Source organism: Maribacter sp. 1_2014MBL_MicDiv, from assembly GCF_001865655.1.
In the GTDB taxonomy this organism is placed as follows: Bacteria; Bacteroidota; Bacteroidia; order Flavobacteriales; family Flavobacteriaceae; genus Maribacter; species Maribacter dokdonensis.
In genome coordinates this window covers 1,883,664-1,905,435 of the sequence record NZ_CP011318.1, presented here as the reverse complement: position 1 = coordinate 1,905,435, position 21,772 = coordinate 1,883,664, and the positions used below count along the sequence as shown (strand labels likewise).

Sequence of the window (21,772 nt, the reverse complement as noted above, 5' to 3'; positions counted from 1 at the left end):
ATTACATATATTGTAAAGAATTACGACAATATTATATTTAGATTTGACAAAAAACCCCAAATTTCTGTTGAAACCTCTACTTGTTATTTTTTGTTTTACGCTAGGCTTTTCACACTTTTCATATGGGCAAGGCTTTGAACTTAGCGGAGAAGTAAAAGACCAATACCAAGAACCCGTTGCCTTTGCATCTGTTTTTCTTCTAACGGTTACAGATTCAACATTGGTAACAGGTACATCTGCAGATGAAAACGGAGCGTTTTTGTTCTCTAATATTGCAGAAGGTCTATATTTTTTAAAAGCATCTTATATAGGTCAGGTTTCTGAGAATTTGCCTTTGGAAATTTTGAAGGATACTAAAATTGGGGCATTAATTTTAGAACAAGAAGCTGAGCAATTGAACGAGGTAACCGTTACCAGTAATAAGCCCGTAGTCAAAAGAGAAGTAGATCGTATTGTTTTTAATGTAGAGAATACCGTTATCTCTCAGAATAGTTCATGGGATATTCTTAGGCAAACGCCCGGAGTACTTATGATGAATGATGAACTTAAAGTAAGAAACCAGGCTACTACCGTTTATATTAATGATAGAAAAGTTCAATTATCTTCAGATGAGGTCAAAAGTCTTTTAGAAAACTACCAGGGCGAGAATATAAAATCCGTTGAAGTAATACATAATCCACCGGCTAGTTATGATGCCGAGGGGGGATCTATTTTAAATATTATTACCAGTAAAAATGTATCTATTGGTTATAAGGGAAATGTCAATGCCGGTTATACGCAAGGTGTTTTTCCCAAATATAATTTTGGTACCTCTCACTTTTACAAAACCAAAAGATTAAACGTAAACGCCAGTTATAATTATGCACCCAAAAAGGAGTATAAAAACACGTTGAACAATACAAATTTTATGGGCGATAGTGGTATTGTTTCTGTTTGGGATACAGATTTTGACCAAGTAATACGTAGCAATACACATAGTGCAGGTTTAGTAATAGATTATGATTTTAACGATAAAAATGTACTAAGTTTTACAAGTAATGCCCTTATACAACCTAAGAGGGATGCCGATTTCTTTCAGGAAACTACCATTAAAGATGCATCTGGTGTTTTGGATTCCCTATTTACCACAAATAGCTTTTTAAGTGAAAGAAAGAACAATATTTCTGGTGACCTTACTTTTAAACATCAATTTAAGGATCAGGGTAATTTGACCGTAAACGCACATTACACGAATTTTGATTTAGATAGAAATCAAGATGTCAATTCTGACTACTTTCAACCCAATGGGTCATTTATTCGCGATTTTAACTTTTCTACACTTGCCGATCAACAAATAGAAATTAAAACCGCTCAAATAGATTTCAACGATTACCTGGGCAGTGTCTTTTTTGAGACAGGAATCAAAAGTTCTTTTATAGACTCTAAAAGTAAACTAGATTATTTTTTGGAGAATAATGGCACCGAGTTTATTCCAAATTTATCCGATGATTACACATACGATGAAAGTGTGTATGCTGGTTATTTTAGCCTTTCTAAAGACTGGGAAAAATGGAGTGTTAAAACAGGCTTGCGTGCAGAACAAACAGAAAGTTCTGGGGTATCTGTAAATGTATCAAGTATTAACGACCTTAGTTATTTTGAACTTTTTCCTTCTTTCTACCTATTACATAACATTAATGACAATCACAGCTTATCTTTTGATTATGCTAGAAAAGTACAACGCCCTAGATATGAAGATTTAAACCCCTTTAGAACCTATATCAATGAACGTACTTTTGAAGAAGGTAATCCTAATCTAATGCCTAGTTTTGGTCATAACTTTAATTTGAATTATACACTGAATCAGGAATATTATTTTGATTTCTATTATCGAGATAATGGCATATTTATTTCTACACTTACTTTTCAAGACAATGATAATTTCGTCTTGAGGGATATCACACAGAATGTATTGGAAAGTACTTCGTATGGGATTGATTTTACCTATGGAAAATCCATTACCAACAATTGGTATTTGTATAGTTACATTTCACTGTTTCATGAAGATGAAACATTCATAGCCCTACAAAGCGATGATTACTCTTTTAAGAATGAGTATAATGGGGCCTATATAGACTTAACCAATTACGTAACGCTTTCCAACGATGGTAGTTTTAAGGGGGAATTAGGTTTTGTATATTTATCAGGCTGGTTGCAGGGTTCTTATATTCAAGAAGAATCCACAAATTTAACAGTAGGTTTAAGAAAGTCTTTTTTCAATAATAGAGCGGTTTTAAGTGTAAGTGCCAATGACTTATTAGGTAATTACAATTCTTATGTTTCTTCGCAGTATTTGAATCAAGACAACAGATTTCTAACCGTTCCTGAAACCCAATATGTAAAGTTTGGCTTTACCTACAATTTTGGAAATTTCCGTTTAGAGGACAATCAAAGAAGCATAGACAAATTAGAACTGGACAGATTGGAATAAGATAAAATGTTAACTATCAATATCTTATTGTTTTGTTAAGAAAATATTAAGAATACTGTAAGATAATTCAATTTTACTTTCCTACATTTAGTTAGAATTCCGCTTATTAAATGATTAGGAGTACTTATTTAACGGTTATATTTTTTCTTACGTTTTCTTTAGCGTTAGCACAAGATTTTACCATCAACGGTACGGTCGTAGACGAGAACAATATACCCGTTGTTTTGGCCAATGTAATCTTGTTGAGTGAACAAAGTGAATTTATTAAAGGTACGGTTACCAATGATCAAGGAGACTACGAGATTCATTCCATAGCAAAGGGTAATTTTAGAATTGTTGCCAGTTATATAGCAAATACTGTTGAAAGTGATTTGTTAGTGGTAACAAGTAATATTGAGATGCCACCACTTGTTCTTCAAAGCGCTCAAGAATTAGATGAGGTCGAAGTAACACAGAACAAACCAAAATTAGAACAATTGGCAGATCGTCATATTTTCAACGTTGAAAACACGGCAATTTCTGATGGCGATATTTGGGATGTTCTAAAGCGTACACCAGGTGTTATGGTAATGAATAATCGTTTGTATGTAAATGGTAGTTCTAAGGTAAATATTATGATCAATGGTAAGCTGGTCAACTTACCGGAAGAGGATATTATTAATTTACTTAGCGGTAGTTCTGCAAGTAATGTACAATCTATAGAAGTAATTACGAGTCCGCCAGCAAAATATAGTGCAGAGGGTGGTTTGTTAATTGATATTAAAATGAAGAAAAACCTTGTTGCAGGGTATAACGGTGCTGTTTTTAACAGATATACGCAAGGTGTTTTACCAAAACATACAGTAGGTACAGATCACTTTTTTAAAGGTAAAAGAGTAGATTTTTCAACGAACTACAGTTTTAGTCATGATAGGGATTGGACCAGATATTCTGATGCTACCACGTTTTTTGAAGACGGACAAGAAAATGAGATTTGGACTGCAGAGCAAAAATCTATATCTAAAGGAAAAAGTCATAATCTAAATCTGTTTTTAGATATTGAATTAAATGAAAAAAATGCGCTAAGCTTTTCTTCTACCTCAAGTTTATCACCCGATAACAATACAATATATACCTCATCAACCGATATTGAAAGTACCAATGCAGATATAATAGCGCGTTTAAAAGGTCTTAATACATTAGGTGATGATACCTATAACACGTCTAATTATTTAGATTGGGTACATAAGTTGGATGATAAAGGGGCAGAAATAGCAACAAACGCCCACTTTACCTATTATGATTCTAAGGATAATCAAGAATTAAATAATGACATTGTAGAAGGTTTTACCGAGAATACTTCTGAGAATACGTTAAATATAAGTTCAGACCAGATTATAAACCTTTTCAGCGCCCAAACAGACCTAACATTACCGTTATCAAAACAGTCTACTTTAGAGACAGGCTTAAAATTTGCAAATATAAACTCAGAGTCAAGTATTCTACAGTCTGGTTTTGATGAGACCATTACCAACATTAACCCTTCAGAATCTGGAATTTTTAATTACGACGAACAAATTTATGCAGGTTACGTAAGCCTTAGTAACAGTTGGGAAAAATGGAAATTAAATGTAGGTCTTAGAGCAGAATATACAGACACAAAGGGAGAATTAAATATTTTATCATCAGCAAACACAAATTCTTATTTTGATGTATTTCCAAACTTGTCTATGTCCTATACGAAAGACAAAAATGCTTTCATGGTTAAATATTACAGGCGAATTACCCGGCCTAGATATAGCAGCATTAACCCTTTTCAATATTATATATCTGCAAACTCTATTTTTGAGGGAAACCCTAATTTAAAACCAGCATATCGCAGCTATATAGAAGTTGATTATGTGTATGATAAAGACTATAAGTTTGCATTATTTACGAGTATAAAATCGGACCAACAGGTACAACAATTTATTCAAGACAATACGACCAATTTTTTAATAGCGCAGTATGTAAATTTAGAAACCAATTATAATTTTGGTGCAGATGCTAGCGTATCTAAATATTTTACCTCGTATTGGTATTTTTATTTTTTAGTGAGCCAATATTACAATCAGAATAAATTTGTTGATGTAACTACCAACGCTATTATTGACAACTCTACTTGGACCACATACCTACGAGCTAATAATTATTTTACATTATTAAAAGATGAATCATTGTATGCGGACATGGCATTCACTTATATTTCGCCATACGTACAAGGTAATGCCAGTTTTAGAGCCTATAGTAAATTGGGTATAAATTTCAGAAAGACATTTTGGAACAAAGATGCTAGCATTTCTATAGGTGTAGAAGATATTTTTAATAAGGGAAATATTTATTCTACAAGAAACTATCTTGAACAAAATAATTCTACAAGTACTAGACGCGAAAATCGACTGTTTGTATTGGGTTTTAGGTACAAATTTGGTAACACAAAAATTAGAGATAACTCTAAGAGTAAAAGCACAGATGAAAACAATCGATTATAGATTTGCTTAAGTCATCATAGATCCACAAATACCTAAACTAACTAGTAGGTAGATACCTGCTAAAATCAAAAAAACTTTACCGGCTTTTTTCTTTTGTTGAGAAAATAGAATAATTCCAATAATTAAAAACAATAATGCCGGACCAAACATTATAAGAAGTATTAAAGTAAATAGCCCATCAAGATTTCCAACCTCTAAAATCATATCATTTCGTTTTGTAATTCCTTTAATCGTTCTATTTTATCATCTCTATAAAATAAGTTCATAGTTTCAAAAGGGATAATTTTATAGTCTTTGTTTACAATGTGTACACAAGATTTCTTAATGGCACGGACATCAAAATTATGGGCATCTATAAATTGCATAATGATGATGCGAAATAGATTGTCATATCCAAGTTCTGGAGCATCAATTTCAGGTAGGCAGCACATTATGCTCTTCAAGTTTTCCGATGCTTTTTCAACGGAATTGCCTGTACTAAAAAGCTCGATCATTTTACCGTGCAGTTGTTCATCTTGCTCGTAAATTATAGTGTTTTTACCTTCGTTCAATAAATCATCTGGGTTAATGAACCTAGTTAGCGGGTTTACCTCATCGCCTAATTTTAGAGCATATGCCATCACCAAGGCATCGGGGTTACAGGGTACCGGTATTAAATCGTCTGGTTCAAAAATGGGCGATTGCTCTAAAATTTTTCTACGTACTTCAGTTAAGGTAATACGGTTTTCATCTACTTCAAAATTTTCTAATCTACCAGCAATTTGTGTGGGTTGAAAAGTTACGCCGCGCACACATTTTTGTTTTAGGGCAAAGTCTATGGTGCTTCCCATTTCATGGTCGTTCAGCCCCTTTTGTAATGTGACTACCAATGTTGTGGAAAGGTTCAATTGATTTAAGTGATCTAACGCTTGTAGACGAATATCTGCCAGGTCTGCCCCTCTTAAGGTTTGTAGTACATGGTTATCCAAAGAATCAAACTGTAAATACACTTCAAAATCTGGTGCGTAAGTTGCCAATCGTTTCGCAAAATCAAAATCTTTTGCAATTTTAATTCCGTTGGTATTCAACATTAAATGCCGAATAGGGAGCGATTTTGCGTAATCAAGAATTTCAAAAAAGTTAGGATGTATGGTAGGCTCACCACCACTAAGTTGAACCACATCTGGTTCTCCCTCGTTTTTAACGATAACATCTAACATTTTTTTAATCTCCTCTAATGTGCGGTGTCTACCATAAGTGGGAGATGATCCCGCATAGCAGGTAGGGCAGGTAAGGTTGCAGCGGTCGGTCAGTTCAATAACCGTAAGACAAGAATGTTGCTCGTGATCCGGGCAAAGACCGCAATCATAAGGGCATCCAAAATGTGTTTTTGTATTGAAGGTTTTTGGGTATTCAGAAGCCTTATTATAGTTTCTTATGTTCTTATAGTACTCAATATCGTCTGCAATAAGCACCTTAGACCTACCATGCTCTCTACAGTTTTTAAGCATATACACCTTCTCGTTCTCAAAAACGATTTTGGCATCTACCCTACGTAAACATTCTGGGCATAGGCTTAATGTAAAATCATAATAGGTATAGTTTTTTTCTGACATATGTTATTCCCCGTAGGATGAATTTTTGGTAGTACACCAAACAAATTAGACATAATATTTGAATACTACTTAGCCCTAAGAAATAAAAAGGGTTGGGTTTTAGAAATTCGATACCGAATCGAAGGGAGAAATAGGTAACCATAAAGAGCTTAAAAAGATCCCCGTTTTTAAAAGTAAGATTCAACTTTTGTAACCTTTTGATGATGATGAAAAGCACGGATAAAAATAGCATTTCATATAGTGCAATAGGGTGTCTTAAAACACCATCACCTAAATCCATGCCGGTAAAAAAGGTAGTTTCTTTTCCGTAGGTAAACTCTTTAACACCTGCTAAAAAGCAACCAATTCTACCTATGATAATGCCTAAGATGATAGGCAGTGTAAATAAGTCTCCAGACGAATGTTTTTCGCCAATAATCTTCTTCGCAAGCTCCACACCCAGCAAGCCACCAAAGAGTCCGCCCATTATGGTTTTGTTGTTTAGGTTATAAAGCAAACCTTGATCTATGTGGGCTATAGGGTTTTCAAAAAACGCCGCTAATCTTGATAAAAACAGCGCCCCAAAAATAGCACCTATGATTATGGAGAGTCGGTTATTGGAAGAAATGACATCAGCGCTCTTTTTCCGTAGAAAAACATAGTATCTAAACCCTACAAAAAACGCTAGGTATTCAAGAATAAGGTGCATGTTTAATTTTACACCAAATACAATAGGTTCAAAAGGTAGCGAGACAATAAGTAGCGTTTGGGTCATAAAGTTATTGTCAAAGCTTTATTTAAAATTTGAAATATATTTAGAAGCGTATATAAAGACTGCATTTGGATACTAATTTACGTCGTTTCTACAAACAAGTGTTTTAACAAGTGATAATAGCCTGTAAAACCATAGAATTTATCAAAAAGCTTAAGTAATGCGCTTCCCGTATTTTTATATAACTTTGCAACCCAAAATTAGACAGCAGTGCCCAAGATAGGAGACATACAACTACCTGATTTTCCGTTGCTTTTAGCGCCAATGGAAGATGTAAGCGACCCACCATTTAGAGCCCTTTGTAAAGAGCAAGGAGCCGATGTTGTGTATACAGAATTTATTTCTTCGGAAGGATTAATTCGTGATGCCGCAAAAAGCGTAATGAAGCTAGATATTTATGAGAAGGAACGCCCTGTAGGTATTCAAATTTTTGGCGCTAATTTGGATAGTATGTTACAATCTGTAGAGATTGTAGAAAAGTCAAAGCCCGATATCATTGATATTAATTTTGGTTGCCCTGTAAAGAAAGTGGTATCTAGAGGAGCGGGAGCCGGAATATTAAAGGATATAGACTTAATGGTCTCTTTGACCAAGGCTATGGTAGAGCATAGTAATTTACCCATTACGGTAAAGACCAGATTAGGTTGGGATGATAGTTCCATTAAAATTGTTGAGGTTGCAGAACGTTTACAAGACGTGGGCTGTGCCGCAATAGCAATACATGGAAGGACCCGTGCACAAATGTATAAGGGAAGTGCAGATTGGAATCCTATTAGAGAGGTAAAGAACAATCCAAGAATGCATATACCCGTATTTGGTAACGGAGATGTAGATTCACCGGAAGCAGCCATGAAAATGCGTGATGAGTTTGGTTTGGACGGTGCAATGATTGGTCGTGCAAGCATAGGTTACCCTTGGATATTTAGGGAAATAAAACACTTTTTTGAAACAGGAACCCATTTAGCACCACCAACAATGGCAGAACGTGTAGAAGCTGCGCGTCGTCATTTACAGATGTCTATAGATTGGAAAGGGGAAACTTTGGGCGTGTTTGAAACTAGAAGACATTATACCAACTACTTTAAAGGAATTCCTAATTTTAAGGAGTATCGTATGAAAATGGTAACCAGTGATGATTCTGCTTCGGTATTCGCTGCTTTTGATGAGGTGTTGCAAAAGTTCGGCGATCACCAGTTTACGAATGCTTAGAGGTCTACTAACTTTTTATTGATTCGGCTACTTGCAATTTTAGAGGCAATTATGCCCAATACAAGAATGGTTGCCAGTACTATGACAATATTGATAATTTCAAACTTTACCGGATAAGCTAAAGTAGCCGTTATTTTTAGCCAACTGAAAGCAAGTTGGGACCAAACAATTAATACACCAAGTAATACGCCAATTAATCCACCAAAACCGGTAACAAGAATGCCTTGTACAAAATAAATACGGCGCAATTCTTTGATCGTAGTACCTAGGCTGTAGAGTGTTTTAGAATTCTGTTGCTTGTCTAAAATCATCATGATAATAGCGCCTACCACATTAAATAAGGCGATGATAAGTACCAAAGTAAAAATGAGATACGTAGCTACGTTTTCGGTATTCAGCATTTTGTAAAGTGTACTGTTCAGTTGTTGTCTGTTTTTTAGTTGTACGCCATCACCCAAAATTGTTTGAATTTCATCACGCACGGCGCTAGGTTCAACACCTTCATCCATCTTAAAATTAATACCGGAAATGGAGAGCGAATCTTTTTCCAATAAAGCTTGTGTCAATCGCAGATCGGCAAAGACGTATTTATTATCCAAATCAGCTTCTACGGCATACACGCCACCAATGACCATGGGCAATTGATTGTAGAGCGATGAAATACTTTGTTGCGATATAGAACCCTTGCCCGGTTTAAAAGCATAGATCTGCATAGGGCTTCTATATTGATTGATGGTAACACCTAGGATATTGGCAATACCCAGACCGGACACTACTTGAGATTCGTTTAATGTCCAGTCGCCAATATAAAGTGTACTATCTACACCAGTTACTTTAGTGTAGTTACTATCTACCCCTTTTATGTATGCAATATGGTTTTTTCCTCGGTGTTCAAGAGAAACTTTCTCTTCTATTTCTTTAGAGTAAAATGCCAATCCGTTGACCGTTTGCAAACGTTCTTCCTGTTCTGGGGATAAGGTAAATGTCTTACCAGCTACGGGTAATGCTTTTAATTGTGGGTCAAAAGACTCTGTAAAAGAAAGGCTGAAGGTTTTTAAACCGGCGAAGGCAGATAATACAATAAATAGTGCGGCAGAGCCAATGACAATAACTAAAAAGGTGATAAAATTAATAATGTTGACCGCGTTCTGGGTACTTTTAGAACGCACATACCTTTTAGCGATATAGAGAGGAAAATTCAACTGATCAGCTCTTTTTACGTTTAGGTAATAAATCTCTGTTCTCTATTGGGTTTTCTTCGCGCTTCAGTGATTTTTCAATGTTCTCTATATAATCTAGAGAATCATCTAAATAGAACAATAACTCAGGCACTCTACGTAATTGGTTACGTGTACGTTGAGAAAGTTCGTGTTTAATTAGGGGTTGGTTAGATTTTATGCCCTCCATTAACTCTCCCGCTTTCTCATTAGGAAAAATGCTCAAGTATATTTTGGCAATAGAAAGATCTGTTGTTACCGAAACCTTAGATACGGAGATAAGGGTATTACGTAACCCACCATCAATGGCAGCCTTTTGTAGAATGTCTACAATATCTTTTTGAATAACTCCCGCTATCTTACGTTGTCTTTGCGTTTCCATACTGCAAAAATACATAGAAAAATGTATCTTAACCCCTATATAATGCACTCTGAAGCAAATAAGGCATGAAAAAGATCGAACATTTGGGTATTGCGGTAAAGAACATGGAAGATTCTAATGCCCTTTTTGAGAAATTACTGGGTGTGGCACCCTATAAGCAAGAAGAAGTTGCATCGGAAGGAGTACTAACCTCCTTCTTTAAAAACGGACCTAACAAAATAGAGTTGTTGGCCGCCACAACGGCTAACGGACCCATTGCCAAGTTTTTGGAAAAAAAGGGAGAAGGCATACACCACGTAGCTTTTGAAGTGGAAGATATTTTTGCTGAAATGGAACGTTTAAAAGCTGAAGGCTTTACTTTACTGAATGAAAAACCCAAGAAAGGGGCAGATAATAAGCTAGTTGCCTTTGTACACCCAAAGACAGCAAATGGGGTGTTGGTAGAGTTGTGCCAAGAAATTGTCAAGTAGCGGTGAAATTGTTTGTGTTGGTTAAAAATAAGTAGTAATATTGCATCCGCAATTTGCGGGTTTTGTAATGCAACTGGTTTGAGCACTAGTTTAACCGATTAAATTCGGGTTACGCCTTACAAAATTATAACCAGTCCTATAGCTCAGCTGGTTAGAGCACCTGACTCTCCCGATAGCTATCGGGACAGGTGGTAAAAAAAGAATTGAAATATTGAATTATAACCGGTCCTATAGCTCAGCTGGTTAGAGCACCTGACTCATAATCAGGTGGTCCCTGGTTCGAGTCCAGGTGGGACCACATCAACAAAGACAAGCCTTTCGAGAAATCGAGAGGCTTTTCTGTTTTTAGTGGGTCGAACATAGGTCGAACATTTGATTTTTATTTAGTTCCAATAGTTACTAATTTAGGTAAAAATCAATAAAATGGCTAATAAAAATTATCTCATAGAATTCTATAAATGGTTTATTCCAATAACCTATAATATCAGGTTAAAAACTAACGAAAGGTTTTTTAGCAATGAAAAATTATTAGTTGAGATTTTTTTCAAAGGTTTTATTTTAGCTCATTTAATTGCTTTTTATGACATGATTAATTCTCATCATGATAGTTTGTTCTGGTCAATTTTTTATATAGTAGTATATCTGATTTTGATTGTTATTACAATTGCAAACTATTATTTGACCAAGAATGGTTTTAAAATAAATACTCCTGATCATATTATAATCAAGCCTTCAGTTTTCAAAAGAAGAATAAAGAGAATAAAGAGAATAAAGAATTTTGGATTTACTTTCTCAATGGCAGATTTAAAAAAAATTTACTTAAAATTGCTTGACGCAGAATTTATTGATAATAAAACATCTTTCGAAGATTTTAATATAGTTCTAATGAATGATTTTGGTCACAAGGCTAAAATCTATTGGTCAAGTTCATTAACGTTGGGTCAATTTTCTACAATTTTAGATGTTTTTGAACAGTATTCTAAATCGTTCAAGCCTTCAATTGCATTTCGTAAAAAACTATTTGTAGATGATAAAGGAGATATATTTAATATTTCATCTTATAATAATGCTAAGAAAAGCAGAAATAAAAAAGTAGAAGAATATTTTTTTCATGAAGAATACGTGTCTTTCGTCGAATTTATGACACACTTTATCGTTAAAAATGATTAGAAATCACCATTATCAAAATCCAATAGTACCAATTATAATACATTAGAATCGAATTCAAATATAAACGACGTCGTTTACTCAAGCTTTTAATTTAAAACCTTAATATGAGTAAACTATTTATTACAGCAGAAGAACTTAAATCAATTTTTAGAGATTCCTTTTGGGTACAAAAGAGAGTTTTTAACTTGAAAGATCTAATGAATTATACGGGTTGGAGCGATAAAAACATTTATCGTTTAACCTCTTTAAATCTTATACCATTTAACAAGCCAACTAAAGGTTCTCTCTTTTTTGACAGGCTAGAAATTGAAGAATGGCTTTTGAGCAATCATTCTCCCACAGACCAACAAGTCGATGATTTGGTCAGTAAACACCTATCTAAAAATAAAAAAGCGTAGTGCTTGTAACACTACGCTATAAATTTTAAACAATTTAAGACTTCACCTTAAATCGTATAGTTCAAATATACGGTTTTCAATCCACTATATATGAACGAGACACCATATATTAGAGTAGGTACATCCTATTTTAAGACAGTTAAAGCACCTACTATTGCAGGTCATTACAATGAAATACTAATCTCTTGGAATGCCGAAATCATTAGACAGGATCATGGCAAAGACTACTTTGCGAAAATTGAAAAATTTGACGGCTTTACTTGTATTCCTAGTCATACAAATTTTAAAAAACAATATTTAACCTTTTATAATACCTACAACCCACTAAGCAACAATCCAATTCAAGGAGAATGCGAACTATCAAAGAAGTTTGTGAAACATATTTTTGGGAATCATTATGAATTAGGATTGGATTATTTATCGCTTTTATTTCTAAAGCCAACACAGACACTTCCAATTCTGTGCCTGGTATCAACCCAAAGAAGTACCGGAAAAAGTTCTTTTCTGAAATGGCTTAAAATGATTTTCGAGAATAACGCAACCTACCTAACCAATGATAGTTTTGGAAGTCAGTTCAATGCCGATTGGGCTAATATGCTCTTAATAATGATTGATGAAGTGCTATTTAATAAAGAGGAATTAACAGAAAGAATTAAATATTTAAGTACAACCAATATAAATAAGATTGAAGCTAAGGGTAAGGATAAAAGAGAAATTGAATTTTTTGGAAAGTTTATTCTTTGCAGTAATAACGAAGATAGTTTCATAAAAATAGACAGCAATGAAACTAGATTTTGGGTACTTAAAGTTCCTACTATAAAAACGGAAGAGATAGACATGCTGGTCAAATTAAAAAAAGAGATTCCTGCTTTTCTCTATTTTTTAAAAAATAGAAAACTAAGTACAAATAATACTACCAGAATGTGGTTCACTCCAACTCAAATAAAAACGGCTGCACTAAAAAAATTAGTACAGAATAATCGTAATCGGGTAGAAAAAGAAATTGCTAGTATTTGTCTAATGGTAATGGAGAAATTTGATTTGGAAGAAGTTAAATTATGCTCAGGAGACATTCTACCAGCTCTAAGTAAATCAAGGGTAAGTACGGATCAAACACATGTTAGAAAAATACTAAAGAAAGAGTGGAAATTGAAAAATCAAGAGAACAGTAAATCATATGAAAAGTTCTGTTTCCTTTCAGACGGTGAAATCATACTAAATACAACCAAAGGAAGATACTATACCGTAAAAAAGGATTTTTTACTTGAAAATTTTGATGATTTGATGACAGAATACGATTAGCCCAATGAGAATGGACGATTAGAGTGTCATCACTTTGTCATCATTTTGTCATCAAAAATACAAGTGATGACAGATTAGTATAAGAAATAAATCAAGTTTGATGAAACGATGACAAAACGATGACAGGGAAACTCCTAATACCATTGAGTTAACAGAAATTGTCATCGTTTCATCAAAAATATCACCAATTAAACTCCACAAGAAATGAACTGTGTAGAAGCAAAGAAAATAGACATAATAATAACTCTTAGAAATCTAGGTTATAACCCCATTCGAGAAACCGAAAAAGAAGCCTGGTTTCTATCTCCATTTAGGAATGAATCTGACCCTTCATTTAAAGTCAATAAACAAAAAAATGTATTCTATGATTTTGGGATAGGTTTAGGGGGTAATTTAATAGACCTATTATCAAAAATGCTAGGTTCGGTAAAAGATGCACTTGACTATTTATCCGAAAATAAAACTCATTTGTCTTTTCATCAGCAAACTTTTACATCTACAAAATTAAATTCTTGTATAAAGATTGACAGCGTAAAACCTATTCAACATTTTGGTTTGATAGATTATCTAGAAACTAGAAAAATTTCTATATCCGCAGCACGAGTTATTTGCAAAGAGGTGCACTTTACTTTAAATGATAAAAAATACTTTTCAATAGGGATAAAGAACAACTCCGGAGGTTGGGAGTTGCGTAACAAATATTTCAAATCGGGTTCTTCTCCAAAGGATATTTCTCTAATCAATAATGGCAATAATTCGTTGACGGTTACAGAGGGAATGTTTGACATGCTATCTCTTTTGTCAATGGATTATTCACTAATGAAAAACTCTGATTTACTAGTTCTTAATTCCTGTTCTTTTTCTAGTAGACTAAATGATTATTCTGAAAAATATAAAAGAATAAATCTCTTTTTAGACCAGGATAAAACTGGACGAGCAATAGCACAGAAATTTACTACTCAACAAACAGTTTTTAAAGATTGTTCAAAATTATATACAGCATTTAATGATGTAAATGAGTGGTGGGTTAAAAAAAATGAAATTTAGGGAATGAGTAAGTTGGCAAGCAGTGGTCTTGTCATGACAATGACATACCAAAACTTGCTTTTACTCCCGATGGTCGCAAAAGAAAATGAAAAAAACAAAGAAAGAATTTATTCAATTTAGATGTAGGGTGTACGAGAAAAAACTGCTAAAAAAAAAGGCGAAAAAGGCAGGGCTATCACTTAGTGAATTTTGTTTAAGGTCTGCTTTAGATGTTAAAATTGTCGAAATCTTAAATGAGGAACAGATTGAGTTTTATAAAACCTTAATCAAATACAGTAATAATTTTACTGCAATTGGAAATATGTACCGCAAACGAAATCCAAAATTAACTGAAGAAGTATATGCTCTTGCTAAAGAAATCAAAGGTCATTTAAACAATTTTAAAAATGATAGGTAAGGTTAATCTAGTCTCAAACAATAATACCATTGCCTATAGTTGGGATCAAGAAAAAGATGCAACGGTTGTTCTTAGGCAAAATCTATTAGGTGAAAATTCTAAAGAAATTTCCAATGAATTCAAAACCATTCAAAACATGAATGTTAAATGCAAAAAGAACACCATGAGTTTCATCATAAGTCCAACTATAAAAGATGGTCAGAAGTTGACCGATAAACAGTTTGGTGAAATAGCGCAAAGATTTATTACAGAAATGAAACTTACAAACCATCAAGCAATCGCATTCACTCACTCCAATACAAAATGCAAACATATGCACTTGATAATCAATAGAATAAACTTTAACGGCAGAACCTATAACGATAGTTTTATTGGAAAAAGAACCACATTTAGTGCTGAAAAAGTAGCCAAATCCATGGGGCTGAAAACGGTGCAAGATGTTCAAAATGAAAAGCTTGACAAGCTTAAAAACTTACGTTTAGAAATTCAAAACATACACAAACATGTAATGAAAAATAGCCGACCTAAAACTTTTGACGATTACATCAAAAAAATGGCTTCTAAAAATATACAAGTAATTCCTAGTATCAATAAAGGTGGACGGTTACAAGGCTTTAGATTCGAATTTAAAGGGGTAAACCTGAAAGGAAGTGAAGTACACCGTTCAATGAGTGGAGGTAAGATTGCAAATGAACTTGCCACAAATAGTAGTGGAAAAATTCTTCAACATTCCGCAAAAGCAGTTAACATAGGTGGTAGCATGGTTGAACTAAGTACTAATTTCTTGTCAAGTTTAGCAAAGAAGGCTGTAAAACAAGTAATAACAAAAGGAATGGAAATAGGAATTTAATTATGGCAAAAATTGATGATTTAGCAGAGCTATTAGTAGAGGAGTTAAGCGATTTTAAGACACAACTCCATAAAATGGAACAGTTGTCCAAGGAATTAAAAACTATTCCTCTGTCGCCAGATTTAAGGGAAATGAAATCGGTTTTGAGCATCAGTCTTAAACAACAGGAAGAACTATCCGTAGAACAACACAAAAAAATCTCCGAGTTGACAAGAAAGCTTTCGAAGTCGAATCACTACCCTAATTGGATTATCATCTTATTTGGTAATTTGCTTTTATGCTGTTTTTTGTTGACCAGCTTCACTATTTATAATCTAAACTCTATTTCTGAAACTAATCTAGAATATTATGAAAAAGGTCAAAATAATGTCATAAGTCATTTCAATTCCTTTTTGAAAGACAACCAAGAAGCTAACGAAACTTATCAAAAATGGAGCAATACTAAAACTGAATAACTATGGCAAAAATCATTTTAATTATGAATCAAAAGGGAGGCGTTGGAAAGAGTAACCTTTGTTATAATCTTTCACAGAATCTTAGTGAACATTCAAAAGTTGCCATTCTTGACATAGATGCTCAAGGTAGTCTATCACAGTTAGCTAAAATTGTTGATTCGTTTCAAATAACTACAGATGAAAATATTTTGACAATTGACAATAATTTGGATTTCATTTTCATTGATACACCTCCTTACCTATCGTCAAAGTTGAAAGGGCTTATCAAAATTGCAGATTTAATATTAGTTCCCACAAAAGCCGGAATTCTAGATTTGTTAGCTATTGATAACACTATTAGTATTATTAAAGATGAACTGAAAGAGAACAATACCATGATTATCCTGAACATGGTAAAAGCTAACACAACAATTACTGAAGATATTTTGAAAAACCTTGATTTACATAAAATAAATGTAGCTAAAACAATGATAAGCGATTTGGTAGCATTTACTAGATCTCCTTTGCTAAAAGGAGTTGCAACAGATAGTAATGCCCAAAGGCAAATTGATAGCCTAACGAAAGAGGTATTAACATCACTTATATAAATACACATTTACATAAATAATGAATTATATAATTATATAAATCTACATCATGTTAAAAACAGAGTTCAATAATTTAATAGCCCAAGCACGAGCCTCGAAACCAGACAAGTCTATTCAAAAGGTGGTACCAGAAATACCTATTGACAAAAATGAAAAGCAATTTTCATTTTATATAGATAAATCAATTTTGAGAAAATTGAAGGAAAAGGCACTTGAAGAAGATCGAAGTGTTAAAGCAATTATCAATGAAAGTATTCTTATATATTTAAATCAATTATAATATAATAATCAAAATTCTATTTTTAATATTTTATAAATTTGCAACGGTAAGATACTGATACTACAAGTATCCTATTATTAATGGTGTAATAAAAAATATTTATGATACCTATGTTACCTACAAGTTGAGAAGCCACTTATAAGGTTAAGCTCTATATCCTTTTTAACTATTCGAAAAATAATCTGAATTAAACCTTAGAGGCCGAAAATGTTTTATAAATTTGGACAATATCTGTCTAAAACAATTTTGACCAATGAAAACATTAGGCGACACTTTAAAATGTGCGAGAGAGGAAAAAGATTTGATACTTCGAAAAGTTGCGGCTGAAGTCGATATTGATCAATCTTTGATTAGCAAGTTTGAGAAAAATGAAAGAAAACCGACAATGGAACAAATTGTAAGACTTGCCAATTTTTATGGACTTCCCGAAACTGAATTAATAATAAATTGGTACTCTGAAAAAATTGCGGACGAATTAAAATATACGGAATCTACTTCCGAAATATTAAAGATTGCAGAAGAAAAAATTAACTATTATAAAGCTCAAGAAATTGGAAAATAGGAAAATGAAAGTTGCAGAATTGTTTGCAGGGGTTGGAGGTTTTCGTCTTGGACTTGAAAAAAGCAACTACAAAGTGGTTTGGAGTAATCAATGGGAACCGTCAACCAAAATGCAACACGCTTCAAAAGTTTACGAAGCCCGTTTTGGAAAAGAAAATCACTCAAACGAAGATATAAATGAAGTTGTTACAAGAAATGTAGAAGAAATTCCTGATCACGATTTATTGGTTGGTGGATTTCCTTGTCAAGATTATTCTGTTGCAACAACTTTACACAATTCAAAAGGGTTAAAAGGAAAAAAAGGTGTTCTTTGGTGGTCAATTCACCAAATTTTAGAAAACAAAAAAAACAAACCAAAATACTTGTTTTTAGAAAATGTTGATAGACTTTTAAAATCGCCAGCAAAACAAAGAGGTCGTGATTTTGCTGTAATGCTTCAAAGCTTAAATGATTTAGGTTACGCAGTAGAATGGCGAGTTATAAATGCAGCTGAATATGGAATGCCACAAAGGAGAAGAAGAGTTTTCTTTATTGGCTATCATAATTCGACAGAAGTTTACAAAAGACTTCAAAAATCAAATAAAACAAATTGGCTAACAGAAGAAGGAACTATTGCAAACGCTTTTCCTGTTGCTAAAACAAATTCAATTCAAGAAGTTGAGTTAAAAGGAGATTTAGTAGAAATAACCAATAATTTCAATAAAAATGGTAAATTATCGCCTTTCCAAAATACAGGTTTATTAATAAAAGGGAAAGTTTACACAACTAAAACAGTACCAAATTATGATGGTAAGAAAACTGTTTTAGCAGACGTTTTACAAAATGGAGAAGTTACACCTGATTTTTTCATTGACGATAAAGACAAAGAAAAATGGGAATATTTAAAAGGAGCAAAAACTATTGAACGAAAATCACAAGATGGTTTTGTTTACAAATATTCAGAAGGTGGAATGATTTACCCAGATGCTTTAGACAATGCTTCAAGAACGATTATAACTGGAGAAGGTGGTAAATCACCTTCAAGATTTAAACACGTAATTATTTCTGACAGGGGTTTGAGAAGATTAACACCAATTGAGTTAGAAAGGTTAAATATGTTTCCAGATAATCATACAAAATTGGAAGGAATCACAGACACAAAACGAGCGTTTTTTATGGGAAATGCTTTAGTTGTTGGCGTGATTGAAAAAATTGGAGAAGAACTTTACAGACAGATAAACCAATTTGAATATGTTGGATATAACTTCGGCTGATTCAATTATTGAATTTGCCAAACAACTTAAAAACCAAAATTTAAGACAAGCTTGTGGTTCTGAAATTGAAAAACACGGTTATAAAGGAAAAGGAAATTTTGGTCAAATATTAGAGAAATTTTATTTCGGCTATGAACCAAATTCTGATGCAGAACCCGATTTTTTGGAAGCAGGTCTTGAATTAAAATCAAGTCCGTTAAAAACCTTAAAAAACGGAGAATATCGTTCAAAAGAAAGACTTGTTTTAAATATCATAAACTATTTAGAAGTTCATAAAGAAGAATTTGAAACGAGTTCATTTTGGAAGAAAAACGCACATTTACTTTTAGTATTTTATTTACACGATAAAGATTTAGATTTACTTGATTATTTAATAAAATTAGTTGACGGTTGGCAATATCCAAACGAAGATTTAAAAATTATCAAAAAAGATTGGGAATTAATAAATCAAAAAATTAAGGACGGAAAAGCTCACGAATTATCAGAAGGAGATACGTTCTATCTTGGAGCTTGTACAAAAGGTTCGACTGCTCTAAAATCATTTAGAAATCAACCGTTCAACAAAGAACAAGCAAAGCAACGAGCTTATTCTCTTAAACAAGGTTATGTAAATCATATCATTGCAAATATTGCTCAAGAAGAAACTGCTGTTTATGGGAAAATTATTGAAAAACCTGAGATTTTAGATGACAAAAATTCTATTGAAGATATTGTTCTCTCAAAGTTTGTCCCGTTTTATGGAATGCTTGCAAGAGAAATAGAACAGTCTTTAAAACTTGAAATAAAAAAATCTTATCAATATTATCAATCTTTAACAAAGGCGATTCTTGGAATAGAAATAGATCAAGAAATTGAGGAGTTTCAAAAAGCAGACATAGAGATTAAAGCAATTAGAGTTGAAGAGAATAATTCAATTGAACAATCTGTTTCCTTTCCTGCGTTTAAATTCGAACAAATTTATGAAGAAAGTTGGAGAGAATCTGAACTAAAAGACTTGACAGAGAAGAAATTTTTATTTGTCTTTTTTAAGAAAATTAAAGAAGAGTATTACCTAGATAAAGCCCAATTTTGGAATATGCCTTTCAATGATAGAAATGAAGTACGAAGAGTTTGGCTTAATACAAAAAAGCAAATTCAAAACGGAACTATTTTTAAAGATTATGCCTATGATAAAAAAGGAGAAATTAGGTATTCCAAAAAAGGAAATCCAATTAGGAAAAATAATCTACCCAAATTAAAAGATAGTAATGTTTGCCACGTAAGACCTCACGGAACTGACTCTACTTTTACATATCCTTTGCCTGTTGAAGATAAAAAACTTAAAACTAAGGAATATAGTAAACAATGTTTTTGGTTTAATGCAAATTATGTGCGAGACGAAATATACCTGAAATAAGATAACGTAGATATAAAACATAGCTCATACATTTAAAATTGTATGGCTTGTGCTTATATATAATACCCCTAAATTTGAAAATTTGGTTTTTAGAAAACAAAATATAAAAGGTGGCTCTGTGTTTATTTGAAAAAAAGTATCTTTTTATACCCTAATTTTCTTAAACAATACGGTTAAGCACATTTTCCAAACCCACAAATGTTTTTGATTTAAGGATTAAATAATCAAAAAATAAAATAATAGATTTAAACTAAATTTGAAGTAAATTAATTAATATATTATATAAGGAAAATTAAAGAATTTAAAATATAAAAGCATTTTGCTTTTGATTTAGTACCGATAAAATCGCCAGTTTTAATAAACACTACAATCAAGACATATGCCCACGCTCTGGCGTGGGCTGTTCTTGTGTGGTGTTAGGGTGTCTGGCGATACCTTCGGTGCTAACAGGTTCAGTTCCGCGCTTTTTTTATGGATAATACTCAAGAAATAAAATACTCCGTTATCATCAGAAATAATCCAGACGATGAGACGTTGAATTTGTTAAACAGATACTGGCTATTTGAAAAAGGTCATTTTTTGAATAAACCAAAAAAGTTGGCTGCTGAAAAAAAAATAAGAATTCGTGAGCTCTTCGATATTATCAAAGAGTATTCTCATTCGATTCTAACAATCAATTGTAAAAATTGTATTAACCTAGTAGAACGAAATGTCAATTCTCAATCTAGCTTCGCCGAACTTGTAAGAAATAAACCGTTGTGCAAAGCCTGTGAAGCAATCAGAAAAAAAGAAAATGATGAAGCTAATAAAAGGATTTTAGAAATTTGGAAACAAGAACAAGAACAACAGGAAAAGAATAATCAAAGTATACTTAGATTTTACGAAGCAATTCAAAGATTCGAAGAAACTAGATTTGATAATAATGAAGCTAGATTTATTCTAAATTTTATTAAAAACCATGGAAATATAGTTTCATGGGCTTATTACATAGAAAATTATTCAATATATAATAAATTTAAGCTTTTAGGCTTATTGGAAATTGAAGAAAATACAATTGATAAATATGTTACAATTACATACCCCGAACAGTTAGAAGGTCTTTTAAGTGAGCTTCTGAAAACAGAAGCTTCAACCAACGAACCAAAAGATTCCAATCCATGGTCAAGGTTAAGTTTTCATCTGGAGAAAAATAAATCTTACCGCAATTCAAACACACCACGGTTTAGCGGCACTATAATCTTCAAAGAAGATATTGTCATCAAGAAAGGTACAAAGTGCTTGTACGGGGTCTGGGATAGAGATCATGATGATGCCTGGCTTACATTAACTCCAACATCTGATATTATTGTTGCTAAGAACAAGCCAATACATAAAGAACCAGAGCACATAAGAGATTTACTTAATAGGTTTTTGGATAATCCTGAAAATAGAGATTATTAAACCGAGTTGAATAGTTTAATAAACAACATTCC

Annotated in this window: 22 protein-coding genes and 1 tRNA gene; 18 read left to right on the top strand and 5 right to left on the bottom strand. The window is 32.9% G+C overall.

Annotated features, from left to right (window positions below):
- The first annotated feature begins 67 nt into the window (after positions 1-67).
- Together YQ22_RS08060 and YQ22_RS08055 are read left to right on the top strand one after the other, a co-directional pair.
- A complete protein-coding gene (locus tag YQ22_RS08060; protein ID WP_083414322.1) occupies positions 68-2,470 on the top strand; it encodes an outer membrane beta-barrel family protein in 2,403 nt (800 codons plus the stop codon).
- A 110-nt stretch (positions 2,471-2,580) separates the two neighbouring features.
- Positions 2,581-4,980 (top strand): TonB-dependent receptor, encoded by a 2,400-nt coding sequence (locus tag YQ22_RS08055; protein ID WP_071340770.1) that lies wholly within the window; start codon positions 2,581-2,583, stop codon positions 4,978-4,980.
- A gap of 6 nt (positions 4,981-4,986) precedes the next feature.
- Here the strand turns inward: YQ22_RS08055 and YQ22_RS08050 are convergent, their stop codons facing one another.
- From YQ22_RS08050 to YQ22_RS08040, 3 genes are read right to left on the bottom strand one after another with little or no spacing between them, the layout of a single operon-like run.
- Positions 4,987-5,184 (bottom strand): hypothetical protein, encoded by a 198-nt coding sequence (locus YQ22_RS08050; RefSeq protein ID WP_071340769.1) that lies wholly within the window; start codon positions 5,182-5,184, stop codon positions 4,987-4,989.
- A complete protein-coding gene (locus YQ22_RS08045) occupies positions 5,181-6,575 on the bottom strand; it encodes a radical SAM protein (RefSeq protein ID WP_071340768.1) in 1,395 nt (464 codons plus the stop codon). Before YQ22_RS08045 ends, YQ22_RS08050 begins: the two co-directional genes overlap by 4 nt.
- Positions 6,547-7,329 carry a prolipoprotein diacylglyceryl transferase family protein gene (locus YQ22_RS08040; RefSeq protein WP_071340767.1) on the bottom strand — a complete coding sequence of 261 codons (783 nt, stop codon included), beginning with the start codon at positions 7,327-7,329 and terminating at the stop codon, positions 6,547-6,549. Before YQ22_RS08040 ends, YQ22_RS08045 begins: the two co-directional genes overlap by 29 nt.
- A 207-nt stretch (positions 7,330-7,536) precedes the next feature.
- On the opposite strand from YQ22_RS08040, the gene dusB reads away from it, so the two are divergent.
- Positions 7,537-8,535 (top strand): tRNA dihydrouridine synthase DusB, encoded by a 999-nt coding sequence (gene dusB, locus YQ22_RS08035; protein WP_071340766.1) that lies wholly within the window; start codon positions 7,537-7,539, stop codon positions 8,533-8,535.
- Here dusB and YQ22_RS08030 read toward each other — a convergent pair.
- Positions 8,532-9,737 carry an ABC transporter permease gene (locus tag YQ22_RS08030; RefSeq protein WP_071340765.1) on the bottom strand — a complete coding sequence of 402 codons (1,206 nt, stop codon included), beginning with the start codon at positions 9,735-9,737 and terminating at the stop codon, positions 8,532-8,534. The two genes, dusB and YQ22_RS08030, sit on opposite strands and share 4 nt — an antisense overlap.
- A 4-nt stretch (positions 9,738-9,741) precedes the next feature.
- On the bottom strand, positions 9,742-10,134 hold the full coding sequence (gene rbfA / locus YQ22_RS08025; RefSeq protein WP_058104613.1) for a 30S ribosome-binding factor RbfA: 393 nt from the start codon (positions 10,132-10,134) through the stop codon (positions 9,742-9,744).
- Positions 10,135-10,199: 65 nt separating this feature from the next.
- Here rbfA and mce point away from each other — a divergent pair, with 65 nt between their 5' ends.
- The 15 genes from mce (at position 10,200) to YQ22_RS07950 (ending at position 21,740) form a co-directional block, all read left to right on the top strand.
- Positions 10,200-10,604, top strand: coding sequence for a methylmalonyl-CoA epimerase (gene mce, locus YQ22_RS08020; RefSeq protein ID WP_058104614.1), 405 nt, complete (start codon positions 10,200-10,202; stop codon positions 10,602-10,604).
- A gap of 224 nt (positions 10,605-10,828) precedes the next feature.
- Positions 10,829-10,902 (top strand) — tRNA-Ile (locus YQ22_RS08015).
- A gap of 125 nt (positions 10,903-11,027) precedes the next feature.
- On the top strand, positions 11,028-11,774 hold the full coding sequence (locus YQ22_RS08010; protein ID WP_071340764.1) for a hypothetical protein: 747 nt from the start codon (positions 11,028-11,030) through the stop codon (positions 11,772-11,774).
- Positions 11,775-11,878: 104 nt separating this feature from the next.
- The gene (locus YQ22_RS08005; RefSeq protein WP_083414214.1) at positions 11,879-12,172 is read left to right on the top strand and encodes a helix-turn-helix transcriptional regulator; all 294 of its coding nucleotides are present in this window, start codon (positions 11,879-11,881) and stop codon (positions 12,170-12,172) included.
- Between the two features lie 90 nt (positions 12,173-12,262).
- Entirely contained in the window at positions 12,263-13,474 is a 1,212-nt protein-coding gene (locus tag YQ22_RS08000) for a primase-helicase family protein (RefSeq protein WP_071340763.1), read from the top strand.
- Positions 13,475-13,678: 204 nt separating this feature from the next.
- Positions 13,679-14,521: a toprim domain-containing protein gene (locus tag YQ22_RS07995; RefSeq protein WP_071340762.1), complete on the top strand. Its 843-nt coding sequence runs from the start codon at positions 13,679-13,681 to the stop codon at positions 14,519-14,521.
- 85 nt (positions 14,522-14,606) lie between these two features.
- Positions 14,607-14,918 (top strand): mobilization protein MbpA, encoded by a 312-nt coding sequence (gene mbpA, locus YQ22_RS07990; RefSeq protein ID WP_071340761.1) that lies wholly within the window; start codon positions 14,607-14,609, stop codon positions 14,916-14,918.
- The gene (locus YQ22_RS07985) at positions 14,908-15,768 is read left to right on the top strand and encodes a relaxase/mobilization nuclease domain-containing protein (RefSeq protein ID WP_071340760.1); all 861 of its coding nucleotides are present in this window, start codon (positions 14,908-14,910) and stop codon (positions 15,766-15,768) included. Before mbpA ends, YQ22_RS07985 begins: the two co-directional genes overlap by 11 nt.
- Positions 15,769-15,770: 2 nt before the next feature.
- Positions 15,771-16,223 (top strand): DUF6730 family protein, encoded by a 453-nt coding sequence (locus YQ22_RS07980; RefSeq protein WP_071340759.1) that lies wholly within the window; start codon positions 15,771-15,773, stop codon positions 16,221-16,223.
- 2 nt (positions 16,224-16,225) lie between these two features.
- A complete protein-coding gene (locus YQ22_RS07975; protein ID WP_071340758.1) occupies positions 16,226-16,810 on the top strand; it encodes a ParA family protein in 585 nt (194 codons plus the stop codon).
- 49 nt (positions 16,811-16,859) lie between these two features.
- On the top strand, positions 16,860-17,090 hold the full coding sequence (locus YQ22_RS07970) for a hypothetical protein (RefSeq protein ID WP_071340757.1): 231 nt from the start codon (positions 16,860-16,862) through the stop codon (positions 17,088-17,090).
- Positions 17,091-17,343: 253 nt separating this feature from the next.
- The gene (locus tag YQ22_RS07965; protein WP_071340756.1) at positions 17,344-17,652 is read left to right on the top strand and encodes a helix-turn-helix domain-containing protein; all 309 of its coding nucleotides are present in this window, start codon (positions 17,344-17,346) and stop codon (positions 17,650-17,652) included.
- A 4-nt stretch (positions 17,653-17,656) separates the two neighbouring features.
- Positions 17,657-18,904 (top strand): DNA cytosine methyltransferase, encoded by a 1,248-nt coding sequence (locus tag YQ22_RS07960; protein WP_071340755.1) that lies wholly within the window; start codon positions 17,657-17,659, stop codon positions 18,902-18,904.
- Complete coding sequence (locus tag YQ22_RS07955; RefSeq protein WP_071340754.1) at positions 18,882-20,300, top strand: Sau3AI family type II restriction endonuclease; 1,419 nt, start codon at positions 18,882-18,884, stop codon at positions 20,298-20,300. Before YQ22_RS07960 ends, YQ22_RS07955 begins: the two co-directional genes overlap by 23 nt.
- A gap of 471 nt (positions 20,301-20,771) precedes the next feature.
- Positions 20,772-21,740: a hypothetical protein gene (locus YQ22_RS07950; RefSeq protein ID WP_071340753.1), complete on the top strand. Its 969-nt coding sequence runs from the start codon at positions 20,772-20,774 to the stop codon at positions 21,738-21,740.
- The last annotated feature ends 32 nt before the right edge of the window (positions 21,741-21,772 follow it).

Bases quoted from the DNA above. Each gene is read 5' to 3' on its own strand.
- YQ22_RS08055 (WP_071340770.1), top strand. From the start codon at position 2,581: ATGATTAGGAGTACTTATTTAACGGTTATATTTTTTCTTACGTTTTCT.
- YQ22_RS08050 (WP_071340769.1), bottom strand. From the start codon at position 5,184: ATGATTTTAGAGGTTGGAAATCTTGATGGGCTATTTACTTTAATACTT.
- YQ22_RS08045 (WP_071340768.1), bottom strand. From the start codon at position 6,575: ATGTCAGAAAAAAACTATACCTATTATGATTTTACATTAAGCCTATGC.
- YQ22_RS08040 (WP_071340767.1), bottom strand. From the start codon at position 7,329: ATGACCCAAACGCTACTTATTGTCTCGCTACCTTTTGAACCTATTGTA.
- rbfA (WP_058104613.1), bottom strand. From the start codon at position 10,134: ATGGAAACGCAAAGACAACGTAAGATAGCGGGAGTTATTCAAAAAGAT.
- mce (WP_058104614.1), top strand. From the start codon at position 10,200: ATGAAAAAGATCGAACATTTGGGTATTGCGGTAAAGAACATGGAAGAT.
- YQ22_RS08010 (WP_071340764.1), top strand. From the start codon at position 11,028: ATGGCTAATAAAAATTATCTCATAGAATTCTATAAATGGTTTATTCCA.
- YQ22_RS08005 (WP_083414214.1), top strand. From the start codon at position 11,879: ATGAGTAAACTATTTATTACAGCAGAAGAACTTAAATCAATTTTTAGA.
- YQ22_RS08000 (WP_071340763.1), top strand. From the start codon at position 12,263: ATGAACGAGACACCATATATTAGAGTAGGTACATCCTATTTTAAGACA.
- YQ22_RS07995 (WP_071340762.1), top strand. From the start codon at position 13,679: ATGAACTGTGTAGAAGCAAAGAAAATAGACATAATAATAACTCTTAGA.
- mbpA (WP_071340761.1), top strand. From the start codon at position 14,607: ATGAAAAAAACAAAGAAAGAATTTATTCAATTTAGATGTAGGGTGTAC.
- YQ22_RS07985 (WP_071340760.1), top strand. From the start codon at position 14,908: ATGATAGGTAAGGTTAATCTAGTCTCAAACAATAATACCATTGCCTAT.
- YQ22_RS07980 (WP_071340759.1), top strand. From the start codon at position 15,771: ATGGCAAAAATTGATGATTTAGCAGAGCTATTAGTAGAGGAGTTAAGC.
- YQ22_RS07975 (WP_071340758.1), top strand. From the start codon at position 16,226: ATGGCAAAAATCATTTTAATTATGAATCAAAAGGGAGGCGTTGGAAAG.
- YQ22_RS07970 (WP_071340757.1), top strand. From the start codon at position 16,860: ATGTTAAAAACAGAGTTCAATAATTTAATAGCCCAAGCACGAGCCTCG.
- YQ22_RS07965 (WP_071340756.1), top strand. From the start codon at position 17,344: ATGAAAACATTAGGCGACACTTTAAAATGTGCGAGAGAGGAAAAAGAT.
- YQ22_RS07960 (WP_071340755.1), top strand. From the start codon at position 17,657: ATGAAAGTTGCAGAATTGTTTGCAGGGGTTGGAGGTTTTCGTCTTGGA.
- YQ22_RS07955 (WP_071340754.1), top strand. From the start codon at position 18,882: ATGTTGGATATAACTTCGGCTGATTCAATTATTGAATTTGCCAAACAA.
- YQ22_RS07950 (WP_071340753.1), top strand. From the start codon at position 20,772: ATGGATAATACTCAAGAAATAAAATACTCCGTTATCATCAGAAATAAT.